The following is a 17,857-nucleotide window of genomic DNA, read 5'->3' as shown; positions in this document are numbered from 1 at the left end:
GTCATGGCTGAGCTCCCCCAGGCACACCTCTCGGGCCTGCGCGTCGCGGTCACCGGCGCCAGCGGCAACGTCGGCACCGCGCTGCTGCGCCGGCTGACCGCACCGGGCAGCGGGGTGGCGGAGGTCCGCGGCCTGGCCCGCCGGCAACCGCCGGACACCGAGCCGTACTCGTCGGTGACCTGGTACCACGCCGACCTGGGCGAGACCGCGAGCGAGCAGGCGCTCACCAACCTGCTCGAGGACGTCGACGCCGTCGTGCACCTCGCGTGGGCGCTGCAGCCCGGGCGGAAGAGCGACGAGCTGCACAAGGCGAACGTCGACGGCACCCGGCGGGTGATGCGGTCCGCCGTCGCGGCGGGGGTGCAGCACGTCGTGCACATGTCGTCGCTGGGCGCGTACGCCGCGGGCGGGGGCGCCCGGCCGGTGACCGAGGACTGGCCGGTCACCGGCATCCCGTCGTCGCAGTACAGCCGGCAGAAGTCCGAGGCGGAGCGCGTGGTGCGCGAGGTGGTGGGCCGCAGGCAGGACGTCACGCTCACCGTCGTCCGCCCCACCCTCGTGCTGCAGCCGGAGGCGGCCAGCGAGATCGGCCGCTACTTCCTCGGCCCGCTGCTGTTCGGCGCCGCGCGCCTGGTTCCCGCGCAGGTGGCGTCGGTGCTGCCGCTCCCCCTGCCGTCGCTGCGGGTGGGGCTCGTGCACGCCGACGACGTCGCCGACGCGATCACCCGCATGCTCGACCGGCGCGCACCCGGCCCGTTCAACCTCTCCGCCGACCCGGCGCTCGACGCCGACGGCCTGGCCCGTGCGCTCGGGACCACGCGGATCCCCGTGCCGGCCGCGGTGCTGCGCGCCGGGCTGACCGCGGCCTTCCGCGCGCACCTGACGCCCACGGAGCCGGGCTGGCTCGACCTCGGCCTGCGGTCGCCGGTGCTGGAGACCGCGCGCGCCCGCACGCAGCTGGGCTGGCAGCCGGCCCACCGCGGTGACGACGTGCTGCGCCAGTTCGTCGCCGCGCTCGCCCGGGGCGACGGCGGCCCCGGACCGCTGCTGAGCGCCTCCGGCGGCCGCGAGCACGACCCGGCCGGAGACCCGCGCAACGTGCCGAACCGCCGCCCCGACTGAGGCGTCGGCGCGCCGCTGACCAGCGGTTCTCTCCTGTCCACAGGGGTTGTTCGCGTCTCCGTTCGAACGTATGATCGAAGGCGTGACGACGGTCCTGCCCGCTCCCGCCGGGACGCCTGCCGTGGGGCGGGCGTCCGGGCCGCTGGGGCTGGCGCAGGCGTGTGATCGGGAGGTGTCGCGGCAGTCGGCGCTGCGGTACCGGGCGGTGGCGGCGTTCGCGCTGTCCCGTCCTGCGTCGGTGGACCGGCCGCAGGGCACGCGGGGTGCGATGTCGGCCGACCGGTGGGCTGTGCGACCGGAGCTGCTGCGGTCGGTGAGCGAGTGGGCCACCCAGGAGCTGTCGATCGCCCTGTCGCTCACCTCTCACGCCGCCGAGTCCCTCTTGACCACCTCCCTGACGCTCGTGCACCGGCTCCCGGCCACCCTCGACGCGCTCGAGGCCGGCGCCGTCCACGCCGGGCACGTCACCGCGCTGCTCGACCACGTCGCACCGATCGCAGACGACACGGTGCGCGCCGCGCTGGAGCGGGACCTCCTGGCCTGGGCCACCCGCCGGGGGACGGTGTGCACCCCGGCGCAGCTGCGGGACAAAGCCCGCCGGGAGGTGCTCAAGCGCAAGGCCCGGTCGGCCGCCGAGGACCTGGCGCGGGCCATCACGCGGCGCGGCCTCTCGTACCGACCGGACTCCTGCGACGGCATGGCGGTCGTCTCCGCACTGCTCACCACTCCCGAAGCCGCGGCGCTGATGGCCGCGCTGGGCGCCTACGCCGATGCGCTGCTCGACGACGGGCGCACCCGCGGCCAGAAGATGGCCGACGCCCTGCTGGACCTGGTGCTGCGGCCCGGGGCGAACGGGCTGTCGCCGGTGCAGGTGGTGCTCACCGTGGTCGCTCCGGTCGGTGCGCTGCTGGGCGGTGACCAGCCGTGCGAGATCGACGGGCAGGTCGTCCCCGCCGAGGTCGTCCGCGCCCTGCTCGCCGCCCTCACCGGCGCGCGCACCACCCCCTCCGAGGACACCGCGGCCGAGGACACCGCGGCCGAGGACACCACGGCCGAGGACACCACGGCCGAGGACACCACGGCCGAAGACACCACGGCCGAGCGCACCGCGGCCTCCGGCACGGCCGAGGGCGTCAGCCTGGTCAAGGGCGAGGACCCGCTGCGCGGCCTGAGCGACGCCGCCATCGCCCAGCACATCGCCGAACTGGAGGCCGACGCCGCCTGGTGGGCGGAGATCGAACGCCGGGTCGCCACCGGCGAGCTGTACGCCGACCTCGACCCCGCCCACGACGACGAACCCTGGCCACCACCCGGCTGGGCGCCACCCCGGGACGACCCCGATCCCGACGACCGGGCCGACCACTCCGAGGACCGGGCCGACCACGACCCAGACCCGCCGCCCGACAACGCCGGCCCACCCGAGCCCGACAGCTGGTGGGCGCGCGCCGACGCTGCGGTGGACGACGCCGGCGCCGCCCTGCTCGACGCCGAGCAGGCGGTCGGGCGTGCCCGGCGCCTGGTGGCCACCGCCGAGCGCGCCGACACCGCCGACGAGACCTCCTGGGCCGCCAGTCCCGCCGGGCGGGTCACCGCCGCACCGGACGCCCTGAGCGCCCTGGCCGCGGCCACCGACGACGCCCGCCTCGACCTCGCCGACCTGCTCGACCGCACCGCCGGCGGCGGCCTGGCCGACCGGCCCCGCATCGCGGTCACCGACGCCCTCACCGGCGCCCTGCTCACCCTCACCGACCTACCGGAGCTGCGCCGCGCCGCCCGCGCCGGCACCGGACTCGCCGCACCCAGGGGAACCGACGGCTACCGCCCGGGTGCCGCCCTCGACCGGCACGTCCGCGCCCGCGACCGCCGCTGCCGCTTCCCCGGCTGCCGCCGACCCGTGCCCAAGCGGGGCGAACTCGACCACGGCACCCCCTGGCCGCTCGGCGCGACCGCCGCCGGCAACCTCACCGGCTTCTGCACCGGCCACCACCGCGGCAAGCACCAGGCCCCCGGCTGGACCCACACGCTGCAGCCCGACGGCACCCTCACCGTCACCACCCCGAGCGGACTCACGGCGAGCACGGAGCCGCCCCCGTACTGACGGCGACGGGGAACCGTCAGCTCCGGCTGGTCCAGGCGCCCACCGACCGGCCGGTGGCGGCGAAGACGTCCGCGGCCTGCTCGGCGCGCAGCGCCACGAACAGGCCCTCCGCCTCCGCGAGCACCACCTCGGGACTGTCCTCGGCCACCAGCCGGGCGTGCGCCGTGGTCCGCCGGCCGACGGTCTCGCCCATCTCCGCGCTGAGCAGCAGCGGGACGCCCAGGTGCACCGGCCGCCGGTAGCGGACGGTCAGCGTGGCCGTCAGCCCGCCCCGCCCGGCCGCGCGCAGGGCGCGGGCGAGCACGTGGTCGAGCAGCGTGGCCACCACCCCGCCGTGCACCAGCCCGGGCGGCCCCTCGTGCGGCTTGCCCACGGTGACCCGGCCGGTCGCCCGCCCGTCCGGGCTGTCGGTGGCCACCAGCGGCGGCGCCACCGGGCTGCCCGGCCCGTACACCGGGCTGTACCAGCGCTCCCCCGTCTCCGGGTCGTCGACGCGGGCGATGTCGTACAGGCCGCGCCCCGCGGTGCGCAGCCGCGCGGCCAGCTCCCGCGCGGCCACCGCCGCGGCCTCGAGCTCGGCGTCGGGCACCTCGGTCCGTACGGCGGCGTCGACCAGCTCGCGCAGCGCGTCACCCAGCTCGCCGACCGCCGCCCGCCGGGCGGCGCGCCCCTCCGGCGTGAGCGGCTCAGCCACGCGGCATGCCGGCCGCGCGCAGCAGCCCGCTGCCGACGATCACCCGCTGCACCTCGCTGGTGCCCTCGTAGAGCCGGTAGAGGCGGGCGTCGCGGTAGAAGCGCTCCACCGGCGTCGTGCGCAGGTAGCCCAGCCCGCCGTGCACCTGGACGGCGCGGTCGGTGGCCCGGCCGACCATCTCGCTGCACCACAGCTTCGCCGACGACGGCCCGATCGAGGTGTCCTCACCGGAGTCGTACCGCGCGGCCACCTCGCGCACCATCGCCCGGCCGGCCACCGTCTCCGCGTGCATGTCCGCGATCAGCGCCTGCACCAGCTGGAACCGGCCGATCGGGGCACCGCCCTGCTTCGCCGTCGCGGCGTAGGCCACCGACTCGTCGAGCACCCGCTGCGCCATCCCCACGCACAGCGCCGCGATGTGCAACCGCCCGCGGGAGAGCACGGTGAGCGCCTTCGAGTAGCCGCGCCCCTCCTCGCCGACCAGCGCGTCGGCCGGCACGTGCACGTCGTCGAAGAACACCTCGGAGGTCCACGCCCCCGACTGGCCCATCTTCACGTCCTTGGGCCCGAGCGTGACGCCGGACGCCTTCGCGTCGACGACGAAGCTGGAGATCCCCCGGCCGCCCTTCTCCTCCGGGTCGGTCCGGGCGAAGACGACGAACAGGTCGGCCAGCGGCGCGTTGGTGATGTAGCGCTTGGCCCCGTTGACCACCCACCCGTCCCCGTCGCGGCGGGCGGCGGTGCGCAGGCCGGCCGGGTCCGAGCCCGCCTCGGCCTCGGTGAGCGCGAACGAGCCGATCAGCTCACCGGCCGCCAACCGGGGCAGGTAGGCCTTCTTCTGCTCCTCGCTGCCGAAGCGCGCGATCACCTGCCCGGCGATGCCGTTGTTGGTGCCGAACAGGGAGCGGAACGCCGGCGTCGTGTAGCCGAACTCGAACGCGAGCTCCACGTCCTCGCTCATCGAGACGCCGAGCCCGCCGTACTCCTCGGGCAGCGCGTAGCCGAACAGGCCCATGTCGGCGGCGGCGCCGCGCAGCTCCTCGGGGATGCGGTCGTGGAGGTCGATCTCCTCCTCGCGGGGGACCACCACCTCCCGCACGAGCTGGCGCACCGCGTCCCTGATCTGCGTGAAGTCCTCGGCGTCCACGCCCCCATGGTGCCGTCCGGAGGCCTTGCGGACGACCGGGGAGGACGTGGGAGATGTAACACGGACGCCGGATGTTCCCCGAGCCCGAGGCCAGGACGTTCAGCTACCGACCGAGCACTCCCCGTTGTGAGCTGCGGCTGCGCGCACTACGTTCGTCCCCGGTGCCCGAACCCAGCGGCGCCCGCAGTCCCCCGGAGTCCCCGTGCACCTCTCCGTCGCACTCGTTCCTGCTCCCGCCCAGGTGGTCGTCCGCCTCACCGGAGACGCCGGGCGGTCGACCCTCGACCGCCTGGTCGCCGCCCTGACCGACGCCGCCGGCCGCGGCACCGGCAGCGTCGTCGTCGACGTCGCCGGCGCCCGCTTCGGCGACGGCACCGGCCTGCAGGCGCTGGCCCGCTTCAGCGACACCCTCGCCGCGGCCGGCCGCCGCCTCCGGGTGGTGGGCGCGCCCGCGGCGGTCCGCCGCCAGGTCGCCGACGCCGGGCTCGGCGCGCGGCTCGAGCTCGACGGCCCGCTCAGCGGGCAGGACCCCGTGCCCCCGCGGCCGGACCGCCGGGTGCCGGCGCAGCGCCGGCACCCGGAGCCCAACCCCCTGCACGGGCGCGAGGCGCCCCTGCCCCCGACCGTCCCGTTCGTCCTCGACCGGCGGCGCTGAGCCCCCGGCCAGGACGTCTCAGGCCAGGGCGTCCAGGCGCGCCATGTCCTCGTCGGAGAGCGAGAGACCGGCGGCGCCCATGTTCTCCGTCAGGTGGTCGACCGACTTGGTGCCCGGGATGGGCAGCACCACCGGCGACTTCTGCAGCAGCCAGGCCAGCGCCACCTGCGCAGGGGTGGCGTCCAGCTCGCGGGCGATGTCGGCCACCGGGCTGTGCGGCGCGGCGAGGTCGCCGGTCGCGATCGGGAACCACGGGATGAACGCGATGCCGTTCTCCGTGGCGTAGTCGAGGACGTCCTGCGACTGCCGGTTCGTGAGGTTGTAGAGGTTCTGGACGCTGACGACGTCGACGATGTCGCGGGCGTCGCGCAGCTGGTCCACCGAGACCTCGGAGACGCCGATGTGGCGGACCTTGCCCTCCTCCTGCAGCTCCTTGAAGGCACCGAGCTGGTCGCCCAGGGGCACCTGGGTGTCGATGCGGTGCAGCTGGATGAGGTCGATGCGCTCCACCCGCAGGTGCCGCAGGGAGAGCTCCACCTGCTGCTTGAGGTAGGCCGGGCGCCCGACCGGCGTCCAGATGCCGGGGCCCTGACGGGTCAGGCCGGCCTTGGTCGCGATGACCAGGCCCTCCGGATAGGGGTGCAGCGCCTCGGCGATGACCTGCTCGCTGACGAAGGGCCCGTAGGAGTCGGCGGTGTCGATGAGGTCGACGCCCTGCTCGACGGCGGCGCGCACGACGCGCAGCGCGCCGTCCCGGTCGGCCGGCTCGCCCCAGACGCCCGGGCCGGGCAGCTGCATGGCGCCGTAGCCGAGACGGTGGACGGTCAGGTCGCCGCCGAGGGCGAAGGTGTCGCTGAGCTGAGCAGTGGTCATGCCCGGTGCCAGCACACCAGCCCGCGCAGGTGTTCCCCGGGGCGTGTTCGATGGGCGGCGTGGGCGAGATCCTGGTGCTGCGGCACGGCGCGACCGAGTGGAGCAAGAGCGGCCAGCACACCGGCGTGACCGACCTGCCGCTGCTGCCCGAGGGCGAGGAGCGGGCCCGCTCGCTGGCCCCGGCGCTGGCGCGCCGCACGATCGTCGAGGTGTGGACCAGCCCGCGGCAGCGGGCCCGGCGCACCGCGGAGCTGGCCGGGCTGACCGCCACCGGCGTCGACGACGACCTCGTCGAGCTCGACTACGGCGGCTACGAGGGCCGCACCACCGCCGAGATCAGCGAGGGGCTCGGCCGCGAGTGGTCGGTCTGGCGCGACCCGGTCGTCGCGGGCGACACCCCCGGCGAGACCCTCGAGCAGGTCGGCGAGCGGGTGGACCGCGTGCTCGCCCGCGCCCGCGCGCGCCTCGACGACGGCGACGTCGCCCTGGTCGCGCACGGCCACGTGCTGCGCGTGCTCACCGCGCGCTGGCTGGGCCTCGAGCCCGCCGCCGGCGCCCTGTTCGCCCTCCCCGCCGGCGCCTACGGCGTCCTCGGCCACGAGCACGCGCGGCCGGTGCTCACGGGGTGGGGACTGGGCTGACCTCCCCGGCCGGCACCGGCGCGGCGGGCCGGCCGAACAGCCAGCCCTGACCCAGGTCGGCACCCAGCGCCGCGACCTCCTCGGCTGCCTGCTCGGTCTCCACGCCCTCGGCCACCACCACGGCGCCCAGCGCGTGGGCGTGCGCCGCGACCGTGCGCACGACGGCGCGGGCGCCGTCGTCGGGCAGCGCCGACACCAGCGCCCGGCCGAGCTTGACCACCTCGGGCCGGACGACGTCGAGCAGCGAGGCGCTCGACCAGCCGGCGGCGACCTCGTCGAGGGCCACCCGCCAGCCGCGCTCCCGGAAGGCCTCGAGGACGGCGAGCAGGTGGCCGCGGTCGGCGACGGCGGCCCGCTCCCCCACCTCGAGCACGAGCTGCCCGGGAGCGATCCCCGCGGCCTCGAGCGCCTCGACGGTGCTGGCGAGGTCGGCGCCGGGCTGGAGCACCGACGTCGGCTGGGTGTTGACGAACAGGTCGGCGCCGCCGAGCCACCCCGCCGCGCCCGCGATCGCGCACTCGCGGCCCACCCGGTCCAGCCGCGGCAGCCAGCCGGCGGAGTCGGCGACGAAGAACAGGTCCCCGCCGTCGACGGCGCGGCCGTCGGAGTCGGCGCGCAGCAACGCCTCGTGGGCGACGACGGACCGGTCGGCGAGGTCGACGATCGGCTGGTAGGCCGACCACAGCTCCGCCTCCGCCAGCACGCCGACCTCCGCGGTGACCCCCCGCCGGGCGAGCTCCTGCGCCAGCGTGGGCGCGGTCAGCAGGCCCCGCACGAGCGCCGTGTACTCGTTCGCCGGGTCGGTGGCCACGCGCACGGACTCCGCCTCGGCCCCGGTCAGCTCCCGCGAGATCCGGTCGAAGAACAGCTCCACCCGCAGGCCGTCGCGCTCGTCGGAGAGGTCGAGCACGCCCGGGGCGGAGAACACCGACAGGCCGACCGCCCGCGCGACGGCGGCCACGTCGGGCAGCACGTGCTCGGCCGGGCTGGCCAGCAGCACCCGGGTGGCGGCCTCCGGGAGGTCCCACGTCTCGCGCCGCCGGGCCGGGGGCAGCACCGTGGACACCGGACTCGACACGCGCTGCAGGATGACCGACGGTGCGTCCCCCCGCGACCAGGCGCACCGGACGCACCAGATCCGGGACGCCGTCGCGCCGCCGGGCGACCGCGCGGGACCCCGGAGGCCCTAGGGTCCCCCCATGGCCGCCGCACTGATCACCGAGCCGCCGGCACGCACCGGACGCGGAGGGCGCCCCCGCGACCCCAGCCGCGACGACGTCATCCGCGCCGCGATCCTGCGGCTGCTCGGCGACGTCGGCTACGGGGCGCTCACGATGGACGCCGTCGCCGCGGAGGCCGGCGTCGGCAAGGCCACGATCTACCGCCGCTGGCGCACCAAGCAGGAACTCGTCGTCGACACCGTCTCCGACCTCAACCGGTCCTGGACGGTCGACGCCGACACCGGCTCGCTCGAGGGGGACCTGCGCCAGCTGGTGCACCGGATGGTCGAGATGATGGCCAGCCCGGTCGGCGCGGCCACCCGCTCGCTGCTCGCGGCCATGCAGCACGAGCCGGCCCTCATCGAGGCCTACCGCGAGGGCCCGCTGGCGGTGTGGCGCCGCGCCTACGCCGACATGTGGGCCCGGGCCCAGGCCCGCGGCGAGGTCGGGCCGGAGATGCCGCAGTCGATCCCGGCCGAGGCGAGCACCGCCCTGCTCGTGCAGCGCTGGCTGGTCACCCGCGAGCCGGTCGACCACGAGTACGCCGACGCGGTCCTCGAGACCCTCGTCCTGCCGGCCATCCGCCGCGGCGCCTGAGGCTCACCAGCCGAGGGTGCCCGGCTCGCCCTTGAACGGGCCGACGACCTCGCCGGTAATCCAGCCGCCGTAGAAGTCGCCGGCCTGGGCGCGCACCTGCTCGCCGTCGACCGTGGCCCGCTCCACCCGGCTCGAGTAGAACGCCAGCGCGCCGCGCAGGTGCTCGTAGCCGGCGGTGGGCTGCTCGTAGGACCAGGCGACGGCGGGGTACCGGCGCCCGTCGACGACGGCGTCCCAGTAGGTGGCCGCGCCCTTCCACTCGCACCACGACGACCCCCGCGCGCGCTCCAGCACGCCGGGGGCGACGTCGTCGCGGGGCACGTAGTAGACCGGCGGGTGGCTGGTCTCGCAGACCCGCACCGCGCGGGTGGTGTCCGCGACGACCCGCCCGCCGAGCTCGACGACGACCCGCCGCGGCGTCACCTCGGCCGAGGGCGGGCGCGGGTAGTCCCAGACCGACTCCTGCCCGGGGCCGGCCGGGTCGCGTCGCGGGGTGCGCACCGGCTCAGCGCGTGCGGCGCACGACCGTCCGCTTCGTGCGCCTGCGCTGCCGCACCTTCTGGGCGACGACCAGCGACGTCAGCAGGCCGAGGCCGCCGATGGCCGCCTTGCCGGCCGGGGACTGCAGGAACCGCACGACGGCGGCCTGCCCCTGGGCCTTCAGGCGCGTGGGGCTGCCGCGGAAGGCCAGCTGGTCCAGGGTGGCCGCCAGCGACTCGCGGGCGGCGTCGATCTCCAGCTGGATCTCTCGTGGGTCGCGAGGCACGGCGACAGCCTGCCAGACGCCGCGCCGACCGGCCCGTTCCGGCGATCACGGGCACCCGGCCGGGCGATCCTGCCTAGACTCGGCGGCCACGCGGGAGTGGTGTAACGGCAGCCACGCCAGACTTAGGATCTGGTGCCCTCGGGCGTGCGGGTTCGACTCCCGCCTCCCGCACCCGGCCGGCTCAGCCCGGCGAGACGGTCAGCTCCACCTGGGGCGACGGCAGGTCCGGGTCGTCGGCGTCGACCACGGCGAGCAGGTGGACGGCGTCGCCGTCGGTGCCGCGCAGCGCCAGGCCCTCGACCTTGGCCACGCGGCCCCCGACCTCCGGCATCGGCGCGACGTCGAGCACCCGGCCGCCGTCGGCGAGCACCAGCGCGGTGGCCACCACCGGGCCGTCGTCGACCGCGTTGGGGGTGTCCTCCGCCGCGGCCGACAGCAGCTCGCGGCCGTCGGGCAGGGCGACGGCGTCGGTGACCGCCAGCCCCACGCCGGCCACCTCCCCGAGGTCGAGGACGTGCACCCGCCCGAGCGGCACCGCCTCCGCGCCGGCGCGCCCCAGCAGCACCGCCACCAGCGGCGCGAGCGGCACCTCGACGGCGGCATTCGGCACCCCGGCGGCGAGGTTGCCGCGCTGGTACCAGCGCAGCACGTCGCCCGCCCGGCTCGCCCCCTCCAGGTTGAGCTGCCCCGCGGGCACGCCGAGGCGCGCGGCGACGGCGGCGTACAGCGGGGCGAGGTCGGCGGTGCGGACCGCCGGCCGCCCGCCGTCGAGGGTGACCAGCGCGCTCCGCGTGCGCCGCGCGGCCGACCCGGAGCCGAGCAGCAGCACGCCGGGCTCCCCGCCGGCCTCCACCGGGCACGCGACCTCGAGGTCGGGCTTGAGCGCCTTCGTCCCGGCCGCCTCGGAGAAGCGGTCGTGGCCCTCGACCGGCGGGAACAGCCGCACCGGCCCGACCCCGCCGGGGCGCTGCCAGGCGGCCCACGTCGCGTCGTCCTGCACGACCAGCCAGCCGTCGCCGAGCGGGGCGATCCCCGAGGCCGCGGTCACCGGGGCGCCGTCGTCGAAGCGCAGCTCGCGCACGGCCGTGACGTCGATCCGCACCGCTCCTGACTGCCCACCCGGCCCGGCGTGACACACCCGTCTTTCCGCAGGTCGGCACGCTGAGGTCGGGTCCGGGGCCGCTGCAGACGGCCGCGAGCCGTCGTACGGTCGGGAGGACCGCCCGGTCGTACAGCGAGGTCCGCCGGGCCGGTCCCTCTTCCCCGCACGCTCGTCCTCCGGACACGACCCGTCGGAGCCCATGACCTCCCCGCGCAGCGAGAACGCCCCCCGTCCCGGCCCCGCCGACGAGACGCCCGACGAGAAGGCCGACGAGAAGCCGGCCCGCCTCCAGCTCAGCCCCGTGCAGGTGGCCGCCGGTGCGCTCGCCGCGGTCTCCTCCGCGGTGGTGCTGTCCTTCTTCGGCGTCGCCGGCACCGTCATCGGCGCGGCGCTGGCCAGCATCGTGAGCACCGTCGGGTCGGCGCTCTACAGCGCCTCGCTCACCAGCACCAGCGAGAAGCTGCGCAGGGCCCGCGAGCACCGGCCGGCCCCCGCGCCGGGCACCGCCGGCGAGGCGGCGACCCGCGAACTGCCGCCCGCCCTCGACCCGCGCCGGGCGCCCGCCCGGCGGCGGCCCCGGTGGGTGCGCGTGGGGGCGTACGCCGCGGCCGTCTTCGTCACCGCGATGGTGATCGTCACCGGCATCGAGCTGGTGGGCCAGCAGCCGGTGTCCGCGCTGGTCGGCGGCACGGAGACGTCCTCGTCCTCGACCACCATCGGCGAGCTGTCCAACGCCTCCTCCTCGCGGGACACCACCGACGACCCCGCGGAGACCGGCGACCCCGCTGAGGGGACGACGGAGGCCCCGGCGAGCACGGCACCGGCCGACGGGACGCCCGCGGACGAGACGTCCACCGACGACGCCGAGCAGACCGGCACGCCGACGGAGGAGCCCGAGGAGAGCACCCCGGCGACCGAGAGCGGAAGCGACGGGTCCGGCGAGGGCTCCGAGGAGGAGCCCGGGTCCGGCGACGACGCCGGGGAGACCGCGCCGGCGGAGCCCACCACCCAGGCGCCGCGGACCGGGGCCGGCACGACCGGGGGGCCCACCGGCTGACCCGCCGGGGCGCTCAGGAGCCGACGAGCGCCCGGTGCAGCACCGCCACCAGCTCGGAGCGGGTGACGATCCCGGCGAGCCGGCCCGCCCCGTCGACGACGGGCAGGTGCCGCAGCCCGCGGTCGGCCATGAGCGCGACGAGCTCGGAGACCGGGGTGTCCTCGCCGACGGTCGTGACCGGGCTGCTCATCACCTCCGACACCGGCGTCAGCGCCACGACGTCGAGGTTGAACAGGTCGTACACCGTCACGATGCCGACCACGTGGCCCTCCGCGTCCACCACCGGCAGCGCCTTCACCGCGTGCTGGTTCATCAGCATCCGGGCGCGGTAGAGGGTCTCCTGCGGCTGCACGGTGCGCACGTCGCGGGCCATCAGCGCGCCGACGCGCAGCTGCCCGAGCCGGCGGTCCAGCGCGTGCGCCTCGGCGTCGCGGACCAGCGCCAGCACGTCCCCGGGCAGGACGTCGAGGCCCCGGTCCAGCCGCTGCATGGCAGCCCGGACGTCCTCGGCCCGCAGCCCGACCCGCTCGGTGGGCGGCGCGTCCGTCCCCGGGGCAGGCGCCGGCGGCTCGGGCACGTGCGGGTAGGGCCGGCCGGTGAGGTTGTTGACGACGGCGGCGACGGCGAGCAGCACGACCGTGTCGACGCCGACCGGCCACAGCGCGAACAGCCACCCGTGGTCGGCCACCGCGGACGTGCCGACGGCGGCGAAGAGCGCGCAGGCGCCGCCCGGCGGGTGCACGCAGCGCAGCACCATCATCAGCGGGATGGCCACCCCGACGGCGACCGCGGCGGCCAGCGTGACGTCGTCGAGCAGCTTGCCGGCGGCGACGCCGACCAGCGTGGACAGCGTGTTCCCCATGAGCACCGGCCACGGCTGGGCCAGCGGGCTGGCGGGCGCGGCGAAGAGCAGGACGGCGGTGGCGCCCATCGGCGCGACGATCCACGGCAGCCCGGCCGGCCCGCCCGGCACCAGCGACGCGCTCAGCCCCGCCAGCCCGATGCCGAGCAGCGCGCCGAGCCCGCCGCGGAGCACCTCCGAGCGGCGGTAGCCCACCGGCCCCGGCCGCAGGCCGCCGATCCACGCCCGCCGGTCCGCGCGCACGCCGCTCCTCCCCCGCGGGTGCCCGTGCCCGCCGCGGGCGGCACCCTACGCGGCGGGGTGCCGGATCAGGCCGGGCCGAAACGCCACCGGGTCTGGCTGGCCGGGGACCGTGCGAAGCCGAACACCGTCACCGGCGCGACGCGGAACACCAGCGCGCCGCCGTAGGGGTCGACGAACGCGCCGTCGGCCACCTCGAAGCGCCACTCCGGGCCGTGGTCGGCCTCCCACGCGGCGGCCAGCCCGCGCAGCCGGTCGTCGTCGGCGACCCGCTCGGCCACCCCCTCGACGACGACGTCGAGGCCGCCGCCCGCCGGGCTGCTCACCGTGAGCACCACGGCCGGGTTCGTCTCCAGGTTGCGGGCCTTGCGCTCGTGCGCGCCGGTGCAGAAGTGCAGGGCGCCGTCGCGCCACACCGTCAGCAGCGGGGTGACGTGCGGGCGGCCGTCGGGCCGGACGGTGGAGATCCAGGTGATCTGCGCGCGGCGCAGCGCGTCCTCGGCCTCCTCCCAGGGGCGGGCGGTCGCGCCGGGCTCGCCGTAGCGGACGTCGACGTCGGTGCGCGGGACGATCGTGGTCACGGCTCCTCCTCGGGGGTCGGAGTGCAGACCCCTGCGGCGCCCGGGACTCATCGCCCCCGCCGGCGCTCAGCCCGCGCGCAGCACCCGGGCGACCTCCGGCACCAGCGCGGCGAACGCCTGGCCGCGGTGGCTGCGGGCGTCCTTCTCCGCGGGCTCGAGCTCGGCGGAGGTGAGCTCGAGGCCGTCGGGCACGAAGACGGGGTCGTAGCCGAAGCCGTGGGTGCCGCGTGGCTCGCGCACCACCCGCCCGCGCCACTGCCGCTCCAGCACCGCCTCGGCGCCGTCCGGGGTGACCAGCGCGGCCGCGCAGACGAACGCTGCGCCGCGCCGCTCGTCGGGGACGTCGCCGAGCTGGCCGAGCAGCAGCGCGGTGTTCGCGGCGTCGTCGCCGTGCCGGCCCGACCAGCGCGCCGAGAGCACCCCGGGCATGCCGTTGAGGGCGTCGACGGCGATCCCCGAGTCGTCGGCGACGGCCGGCAGCCCGGTGTACCGGACGGCCTCGCGGGCCTTGAGCAGGGCGTTCTCCGCGAAGGTCGCGCCGGTCTCGGGCGCCTCCGGGTACTCGGGGACGTCGCGCAGGCCGACCACCTCGACGCCGGGGACGGCGTCGGCGAGCAGCCGCTGCAGCTCGGCGAGCTTGCCGGCGTTGCGGGTGGCGAGGAGCAGGCGGGTGGTCATCGCTGCAGGGCCTCCTGCTGGATCCGGGTGAGCTCGGCGCAGCCGGCGACGGCGAGGTCGAGCAGCCGGTCGAGGGTGGGCCGGTCGAACACCGCGCCCTCGGCGGTGCCCTGCACCTCGACGAAGCCGCCCTCGCCGGTGCAGACGACGTTCATGTCGGTGCCCGCGCGGACGTCCTCCTCGTAGGCGAGGTCGAGCCGGGGCTCGCCGTCGACCACCCCGACGCTGACCGCCGACACCGACTGCACCAGCGGCGCCTTCTTGCCGGCGAGCTTCTTCCGGTCGGCGAGCCACGAGACGGCGTCGGCGAGGGCCACGTAGGCGCCGGTGATGGCCGCCGTCCGGGTGCCGCCGTCGGCCTGCAGGACGTCGCAGTCGAGGGCGATGCTGTTCTCGCCGAGGGCGCCGAGGTCGACGGCGGCGCGCAGCGAGCGGCCGATGAGCCGGCTGATCTCGTGGGTGCGGCCGCCGATCTTGCCGCGCACCGACTCGCGGTCGCCGCGGGTGTGGGTGGCGCGCGGGAGCATGGCGTACTCGGCGGTGACCCAGCCCAGGCCCGAGCCCTTGCGCCAGCGGGGGACGCCCTCGGTGACGCTGGCCGCGCACAGCACGCGGGTGCGGCCGAACTCGACGAGCACCGAGCCCTCGGCGTGGTCGAGCCAGTTGCGGGTGATCTTGACCGGGCGGAGCTGGTCGGCCGCGCGGCCGTCGGGGCGGGTCACGGGCCCCGACAGTAGTGCCGTCGAGGAGGGGGGCCCGGAGGGTCCCGCGACGAGGCGGCCGCCCGGCCGCCCGCCGGGCGAGATGCCAGGATCGCCCGGTGCGATCGGAGCTGCGGACGGTCCGGACCGGCGGGGTGCCCACGGTGGTGGACCTGACCGGGGAGTGCGAGGAGTTCGTGCGCGGGGAGGGCGACGGGCTGCTGCAGGTCTTCGTGCCGCACGCGACGGCGGGGCTGGCGATCATCGAGACCGGGTCGGGCAGCGACGACGACCTGCTCGCCCAGCTCGACGAGCTGCTCCCCCGCGACGACCGCTGGCGGCACCGGCACGGCAGCGCCGGCCACGGCCGCGACCACGTGCTGCCGGCGTTCGTGCCGCCGCACGCCACGGTGCCGGTGCTCGACGGGCGGCTGCAGCTGGGCACCTGGCAGCGCATCTGCCTGGTCGACCCCAACCGCGACAACCCGCAGCGGCAGGTGCGGCTGTCGTTCCTGCGGGGCTGACGCGCCCCTCCCCCCGCGGCGTCGGCGGGGCACGGCAGGATGCCGGTCATGAGCGAGACCGCGCCCGCACCCGTCCGCCTGGCGCCCGGTGACCCGGCGCCGGACTTCACGCTGCCCGACGCCGACGGCACCCCGGTCTCCCTCGCCGACCGCCGCGGCCGGCGGGTGATCGTGTACTGCTACCCGGCGGCGCTGACCCCCGGCTGCACCACGCAGGCGGTCGACTTCACCGCGGCGGCCGGCGAGCTGGCCGAGGCCGGGCTCGACATCATCGGCATCTCGCCCGACCCGCCGGAGAAGCTGGCCCGCTTCCGGGAGCAGGAGGGCCTGGGCATCACCCTGGTCTCCGACCCGGACAAGTCGGTGCTCGCCGCCTACGGCGCGTTCGGCACGAAGAAGCTGTACGGCAAGGAGGTGCAGGGCGTGATCCGCTCCACCTTCGTCGTCGACGCCGAGGGCCGGATCGAGCGGGCCGCCTACAACGTCAAGGCCACCGGCCACGTCGCGAAGCTGCGCCGCGACCTCGGGCTGGGCTGAGCCGGTCGCCCCGGCTCAGTCGCGCACCCCGAGCACGCCGGTCACCAGCGCGTCGATGACGGTGGTGGCCGCCTTGAGGTCGGGGTCGCGGGAGACCATGACGTCGGAGTAGAGGAATGACTCCCCCAGCCGCACCACGGCGTAGGACAGCAGCGGCAGCGCGATCTCCGGCGTCAGCCCCCGCTCCTCGACGTCGCGCTCGAACAGCGCGGTGTAGGCCTCGGCGAGCCGGGGCTGCACGCGACCGCGGGGGTCGGTGAGCACCCGCAGCGCGGTGGTCGGCTCGTCGTCGATGAACCGGCGCAGCGACGGCGCGGTGCCGAGCACGTGGCGGAAGTCCTCGGCGATCGCCAGGCTGCGCAGCCGGCCCGGCGGCTCGGCGCCCTCGGGGCGGGCGTCGTGGGCCTCGGTGGCGCGGCGCAGGGTGCGCTCGGCGAGCCACCACATGGCCTCGCCGAGGATGGCGTCGCGGTTGCCGACCCGCCGGAAGAGCGTCACGCGGGAGATGCCGAGCTGCGCGGCGAGCGTCGTGGTGTCCAGGCGCTCGCCCGCCAGGAGGGTGCGCGCCGCCCGGTGGACGACCTCTTCCCTCGGCGCGATCACGGCCCGAGCCTAGGGGCCGGGCGAGCGGCGGGGACACGGTGCACGGCCGCCCCTCCCCCGGACGCGGGAGGGGCGGCCACCGTGCGAGGACGGTGGCCGCCCCCGGGGGCGGTGCGCGGCTCGGTCAGACCGGGCAGGTGTTCCGGTAGTCGGAGACGTCCCCGAACGCCGAGACCGACGGGCCGGGGCAGATGAACTGCGAGTACCGGGTGTCGGTGTCGACGAACCGCTTGAGCCAGGCGATCGTGTTGGCCGCGATCACCGTGTTCGGGCTGTTGGGCGCGAAGTGGCTGGCGCCGTTGAGCTCGAGGTAGGCCCGCTCGGGCGCGTTGGTCAGCGAGTTGTAGAACGGGATCGAGTGGCTGCTGACCGACGCGACGCTGTCGTTCTCGGCGCCGATGACCAGGGTGGGCGTGCGCACCTCGGGCCAGGTCTTGTCGGTGTTCCAGCCGGTCAGCGGGACGGCGGCCCGCAGCGTCGGCCGGTCCTTGGCCGCCTCGAGCGTGCCGCCACCGCCCATGGAGTGGCCGACGACGGCCAGCCGGTTGGCGTCGACCCGCGCGCGGACCGAGCTCGAGCGGGTCAGGTAGTCCAGCGCGGCCAGCAGCTGGTCACCGCGCGCGGAGGGCTGGTCGTAGCGGGAGTTGGTGTCGAAGACGATGACGACGAAGCCCTGCGAGGCCAGCCGCGGGCCGAGCCAGGCGACCGTCTCCCGGCCGGCGGTGTAGCCCGGCGAGATCGCGACGCCACCGAAGGTCCCCTGCGTGGTGGTCGTCGGGTAGTAGATCGTCGCCGCGCCGAAGCCCGGGGTGGAGAAGTCCGAGACGGTGGTCGACGTGCTGGCGAACGGCCCGGTGGCCGCGGAGATGCTCGCCTGCGTGGGCGCCGGCCCGCGCCACCAGGACTCGTCGGCGCTGGCCGGGGAGGTGCCGGCGACCACGGTCGCCAGGGCCGTGACGGTCGCCGCGACAGCGCCCGTCAGGAGACGTCGGATTCGCACGGAGGTCCTTTCGAGGAACCGCGGGCACGCAGCACCCACCGCGGGAGGGGACGGACCGCTTCGGCGCCGGGCCCACTCTCTGTGGTCTGCGTCACGCCTCTGCGTGACCGAAACGTAACGGGCGGGTCCGCCCGGCGGAAGGGGTCGCTGGAACATTTC

At 76.5% G+C, this 17,857-nt stretch carries 21 protein-coding genes and 1 tRNA gene; 9 read left to right on the top strand and 13 right to left on the bottom strand.

The genetic code is table 11. From position 1 onward, the window contains the following. Positions 1-3: 3 nt before the first annotated feature. Positions 4-1,122 carry an NAD-dependent epimerase/dehydratase family protein gene (locus BUE37_RS05405; RefSeq protein WP_073419043.1) on the top strand — a complete coding sequence of 373 codons (1,119 nt, stop codon included), beginning with the start codon at positions 4-6 and terminating at the stop codon, positions 1,120-1,122. Between the two features lie 82 nt (positions 1,123-1,204). Continuing rightward, complete coding sequence (locus BUE37_RS05400) at positions 1,205-3,220, top strand: HNH endonuclease signature motif containing protein (RefSeq protein WP_245794292.1); 2,016 nt, start codon at positions 1,205-1,207, stop codon at positions 3,218-3,220. Positions 3,221-3,236: 16 nt separating this feature from the next. Here BUE37_RS05400 and BUE37_RS05395 read toward each other — a convergent pair whose 3' ends face one another. Next, positions 3,237-3,914, bottom strand: coding sequence for a PaaI family thioesterase (locus BUE37_RS05395; RefSeq protein WP_073419041.1), 678 nt, complete (start codon positions 3,912-3,914; stop codon positions 3,237-3,239). Beyond that, complete coding sequence (locus BUE37_RS05390; protein WP_073419040.1) at positions 3,907-5,061, bottom strand: acyl-CoA dehydrogenase family protein; 1,155 nt, start codon at positions 5,059-5,061, stop codon at positions 3,907-3,909. Before BUE37_RS05390 ends, BUE37_RS05395 begins: the two co-directional genes overlap by 8 nt. Before the next feature lie 202 nt (positions 5,062-5,263). On the opposite strand from BUE37_RS05390, the gene BUE37_RS05385 reads away from it, so the two are divergent. Then, positions 5,264-5,716, top strand: a complete 453-nt coding sequence (locus BUE37_RS05385) for an STAS domain-containing protein (protein ID WP_083628309.1) — start codon at positions 5,264-5,266, stop codon at positions 5,714-5,716. An 18-nt stretch (positions 5,717-5,734) separates the two neighbouring features. On the opposite strand, the gene BUE37_RS05380 is transcribed toward BUE37_RS05385, so the two are convergent. Further along, a complete protein-coding gene (locus tag BUE37_RS05380) occupies positions 5,735-6,589 on the bottom strand; it encodes an aldo/keto reductase (protein WP_073419038.1) in 855 nt (284 codons plus the stop codon). A gap of 50 nt (positions 6,590-6,639) precedes the next feature. Here BUE37_RS05380 and BUE37_RS05375 point away from each other — a divergent pair, with 50 nt between their 5' ends. Further along, the gene (locus BUE37_RS05375) at positions 6,640-7,230 is read left to right on the top strand and encodes a histidine phosphatase family protein (protein WP_425432414.1); all 591 of its coding nucleotides are present in this window, start codon (positions 6,640-6,642) and stop codon (positions 7,228-7,230) included. Here the strand turns inward: BUE37_RS05375 and BUE37_RS05370 are convergent. Beyond that, positions 7,208-8,308, bottom strand: coding sequence for an EAL domain-containing protein (locus BUE37_RS05370; RefSeq protein WP_245794290.1), 1,101 nt, complete (start codon positions 8,306-8,308; stop codon positions 7,208-7,210). The two genes, BUE37_RS05375 and BUE37_RS05370, sit on opposite strands and share 23 nt — an antisense overlap. Positions 8,309-8,429: 121 nt before the next feature. Here BUE37_RS05370 and BUE37_RS05365 point away from each other — a divergent pair, with 121 nt between their 5' ends. After that, complete coding sequence (locus BUE37_RS05365) at positions 8,430-9,047, top strand: TetR/AcrR family transcriptional regulator (RefSeq protein WP_073419037.1); 618 nt, start codon at positions 8,430-8,432, stop codon at positions 9,045-9,047. A 3-nt stretch (positions 9,048-9,050) separates the two neighbouring features. Here BUE37_RS05365 and BUE37_RS05360 read toward each other — a convergent pair whose 3' ends face one another. Together BUE37_RS05360 and BUE37_RS05355 are read right to left on the bottom strand one after the other, a co-directional pair. Further along, a complete protein-coding gene (locus BUE37_RS05360) occupies positions 9,051-9,548 on the bottom strand; it encodes a DUF427 domain-containing protein (RefSeq protein WP_073419036.1) in 498 nt (165 codons plus the stop codon). A 4-nt stretch (positions 9,549-9,552) separates the two neighbouring features. Then, the gene (locus tag BUE37_RS05355; protein ID WP_073419035.1) at positions 9,553-9,813 is read right to left on the bottom strand and encodes a DUF3618 domain-containing protein; all 261 of its coding nucleotides are present in this window, start codon (positions 9,811-9,813) and stop codon (positions 9,553-9,555) included. Between the two features lie 90 nt (positions 9,814-9,903). Between BUE37_RS05355 and BUE37_RS05350 the strand changes: the two genes are divergently transcribed. Continuing rightward, positions 9,904-9,984: transfer RNA gene (locus BUE37_RS05350), tRNA-Leu, on the top strand. 10 nt (positions 9,985-9,994) lie between these two features. Here the strand turns inward: BUE37_RS05350 and BUE37_RS05345 are convergent. Continuing rightward, the gene (locus BUE37_RS05345; RefSeq protein WP_073419034.1) at positions 9,995-10,915 is read right to left on the bottom strand and encodes a DUF6910 family protein; all 921 of its coding nucleotides are present in this window, start codon (positions 10,913-10,915) and stop codon (positions 9,995-9,997) included. A 199-nt stretch (positions 10,916-11,114) separates the two neighbouring features. Here BUE37_RS05345 and BUE37_RS23680 point away from each other — a divergent pair, with 199 nt between their 5' ends. Continuing rightward, a complete protein-coding gene (locus tag BUE37_RS23680) occupies positions 11,115-11,972 on the top strand; it encodes a hypothetical protein (protein ID WP_073419033.1) in 858 nt (285 codons plus the stop codon). Between the two features lie 13 nt (positions 11,973-11,985). Here BUE37_RS23680 and BUE37_RS05335 read toward each other — a convergent pair whose 3' ends face one another. The 4 genes from BUE37_RS05335 to rph all read right to left on the bottom strand — a co-directional run bounded on the left by BUE37_RS05335 (position 11,986) and on the right by rph (position 15,055). Then, complete coding sequence (locus BUE37_RS05335; protein ID WP_083628305.1) at positions 11,986-13,077, bottom strand: HPP family protein; 1,092 nt, start codon at positions 13,075-13,077, stop codon at positions 11,986-11,988. Between the two features lie 65 nt (positions 13,078-13,142). Beyond that, positions 13,143-13,655 (bottom strand): pyridoxamine 5'-phosphate oxidase family protein, encoded by a 513-nt coding sequence (locus BUE37_RS05330; protein ID WP_073419032.1) that lies wholly within the window; start codon positions 13,653-13,655, stop codon positions 13,143-13,145. Between the two features lie 66 nt (positions 13,656-13,721). Then, complete coding sequence (gene rdgB / locus BUE37_RS05325; protein WP_073419031.1) at positions 13,722-14,333, bottom strand: RdgB/HAM1 family non-canonical purine NTP pyrophosphatase; 612 nt, start codon at positions 14,331-14,333, stop codon at positions 13,722-13,724. Further along, positions 14,330-15,055: a ribonuclease PH gene (rph, locus tag BUE37_RS05320; protein ID WP_073419030.1), complete on the bottom strand. Its 726-nt coding sequence runs from the start codon at positions 15,053-15,055 to the stop codon at positions 14,330-14,332. Before rph ends, rdgB begins: the two co-directional genes overlap by 4 nt. Before the next feature lie 98 nt (positions 15,056-15,153). Between rph and BUE37_RS05315 the strand changes: the two genes are divergently transcribed. Together BUE37_RS05315 and bcp are read left to right on the top strand one after the other, a co-directional pair. Next, a complete protein-coding gene (locus BUE37_RS05315) occupies positions 15,154-15,558 on the top strand; it encodes a YjbQ family protein (RefSeq protein WP_073419029.1) in 405 nt (134 codons plus the stop codon). Positions 15,559-15,606: 48 nt separating this feature from the next. Further along, positions 15,607-16,095 carry a thioredoxin-dependent thiol peroxidase gene (bcp, locus tag BUE37_RS05310; protein ID WP_073419028.1) on the top strand — a complete coding sequence of 163 codons (489 nt, stop codon included), beginning with the start codon at positions 15,607-15,609 and terminating at the stop codon, positions 16,093-16,095. 15 nt (positions 16,096-16,110) lie between these two features. Here the strand turns inward: bcp and BUE37_RS05305 are convergent, their stop codons facing one another. Continuing rightward, positions 16,111-16,698, bottom strand: a complete 588-nt coding sequence (locus BUE37_RS05305; RefSeq protein WP_139252822.1) for a QsdR family transcriptional regulator — start codon at positions 16,696-16,698, stop codon at positions 16,111-16,113. 124 nt (positions 16,699-16,822) lie between these two features. Then, positions 16,823-17,698 (bottom strand): alpha/beta hydrolase family protein, encoded by an 876-nt coding sequence (locus BUE37_RS05300; protein WP_217651131.1) that lies wholly within the window; start codon positions 17,696-17,698, stop codon positions 16,823-16,825. Positions 17,699-17,857: the final 159 nt, after the last annotated feature.

It is taken from the genome of Geodermatophilus nigrescens, assembly GCF_900129495.1.
In the GTDB taxonomy this organism is placed as follows: domain Bacteria; phylum Actinomycetota; class Actinomycetes; order Mycobacteriales; family Geodermatophilaceae; genus Geodermatophilus; species Geodermatophilus nigrescens.
Note: the sequence above shows the minus strand (reverse complement) of the source record. Positions and strands in the feature narration are given on the sequence as shown.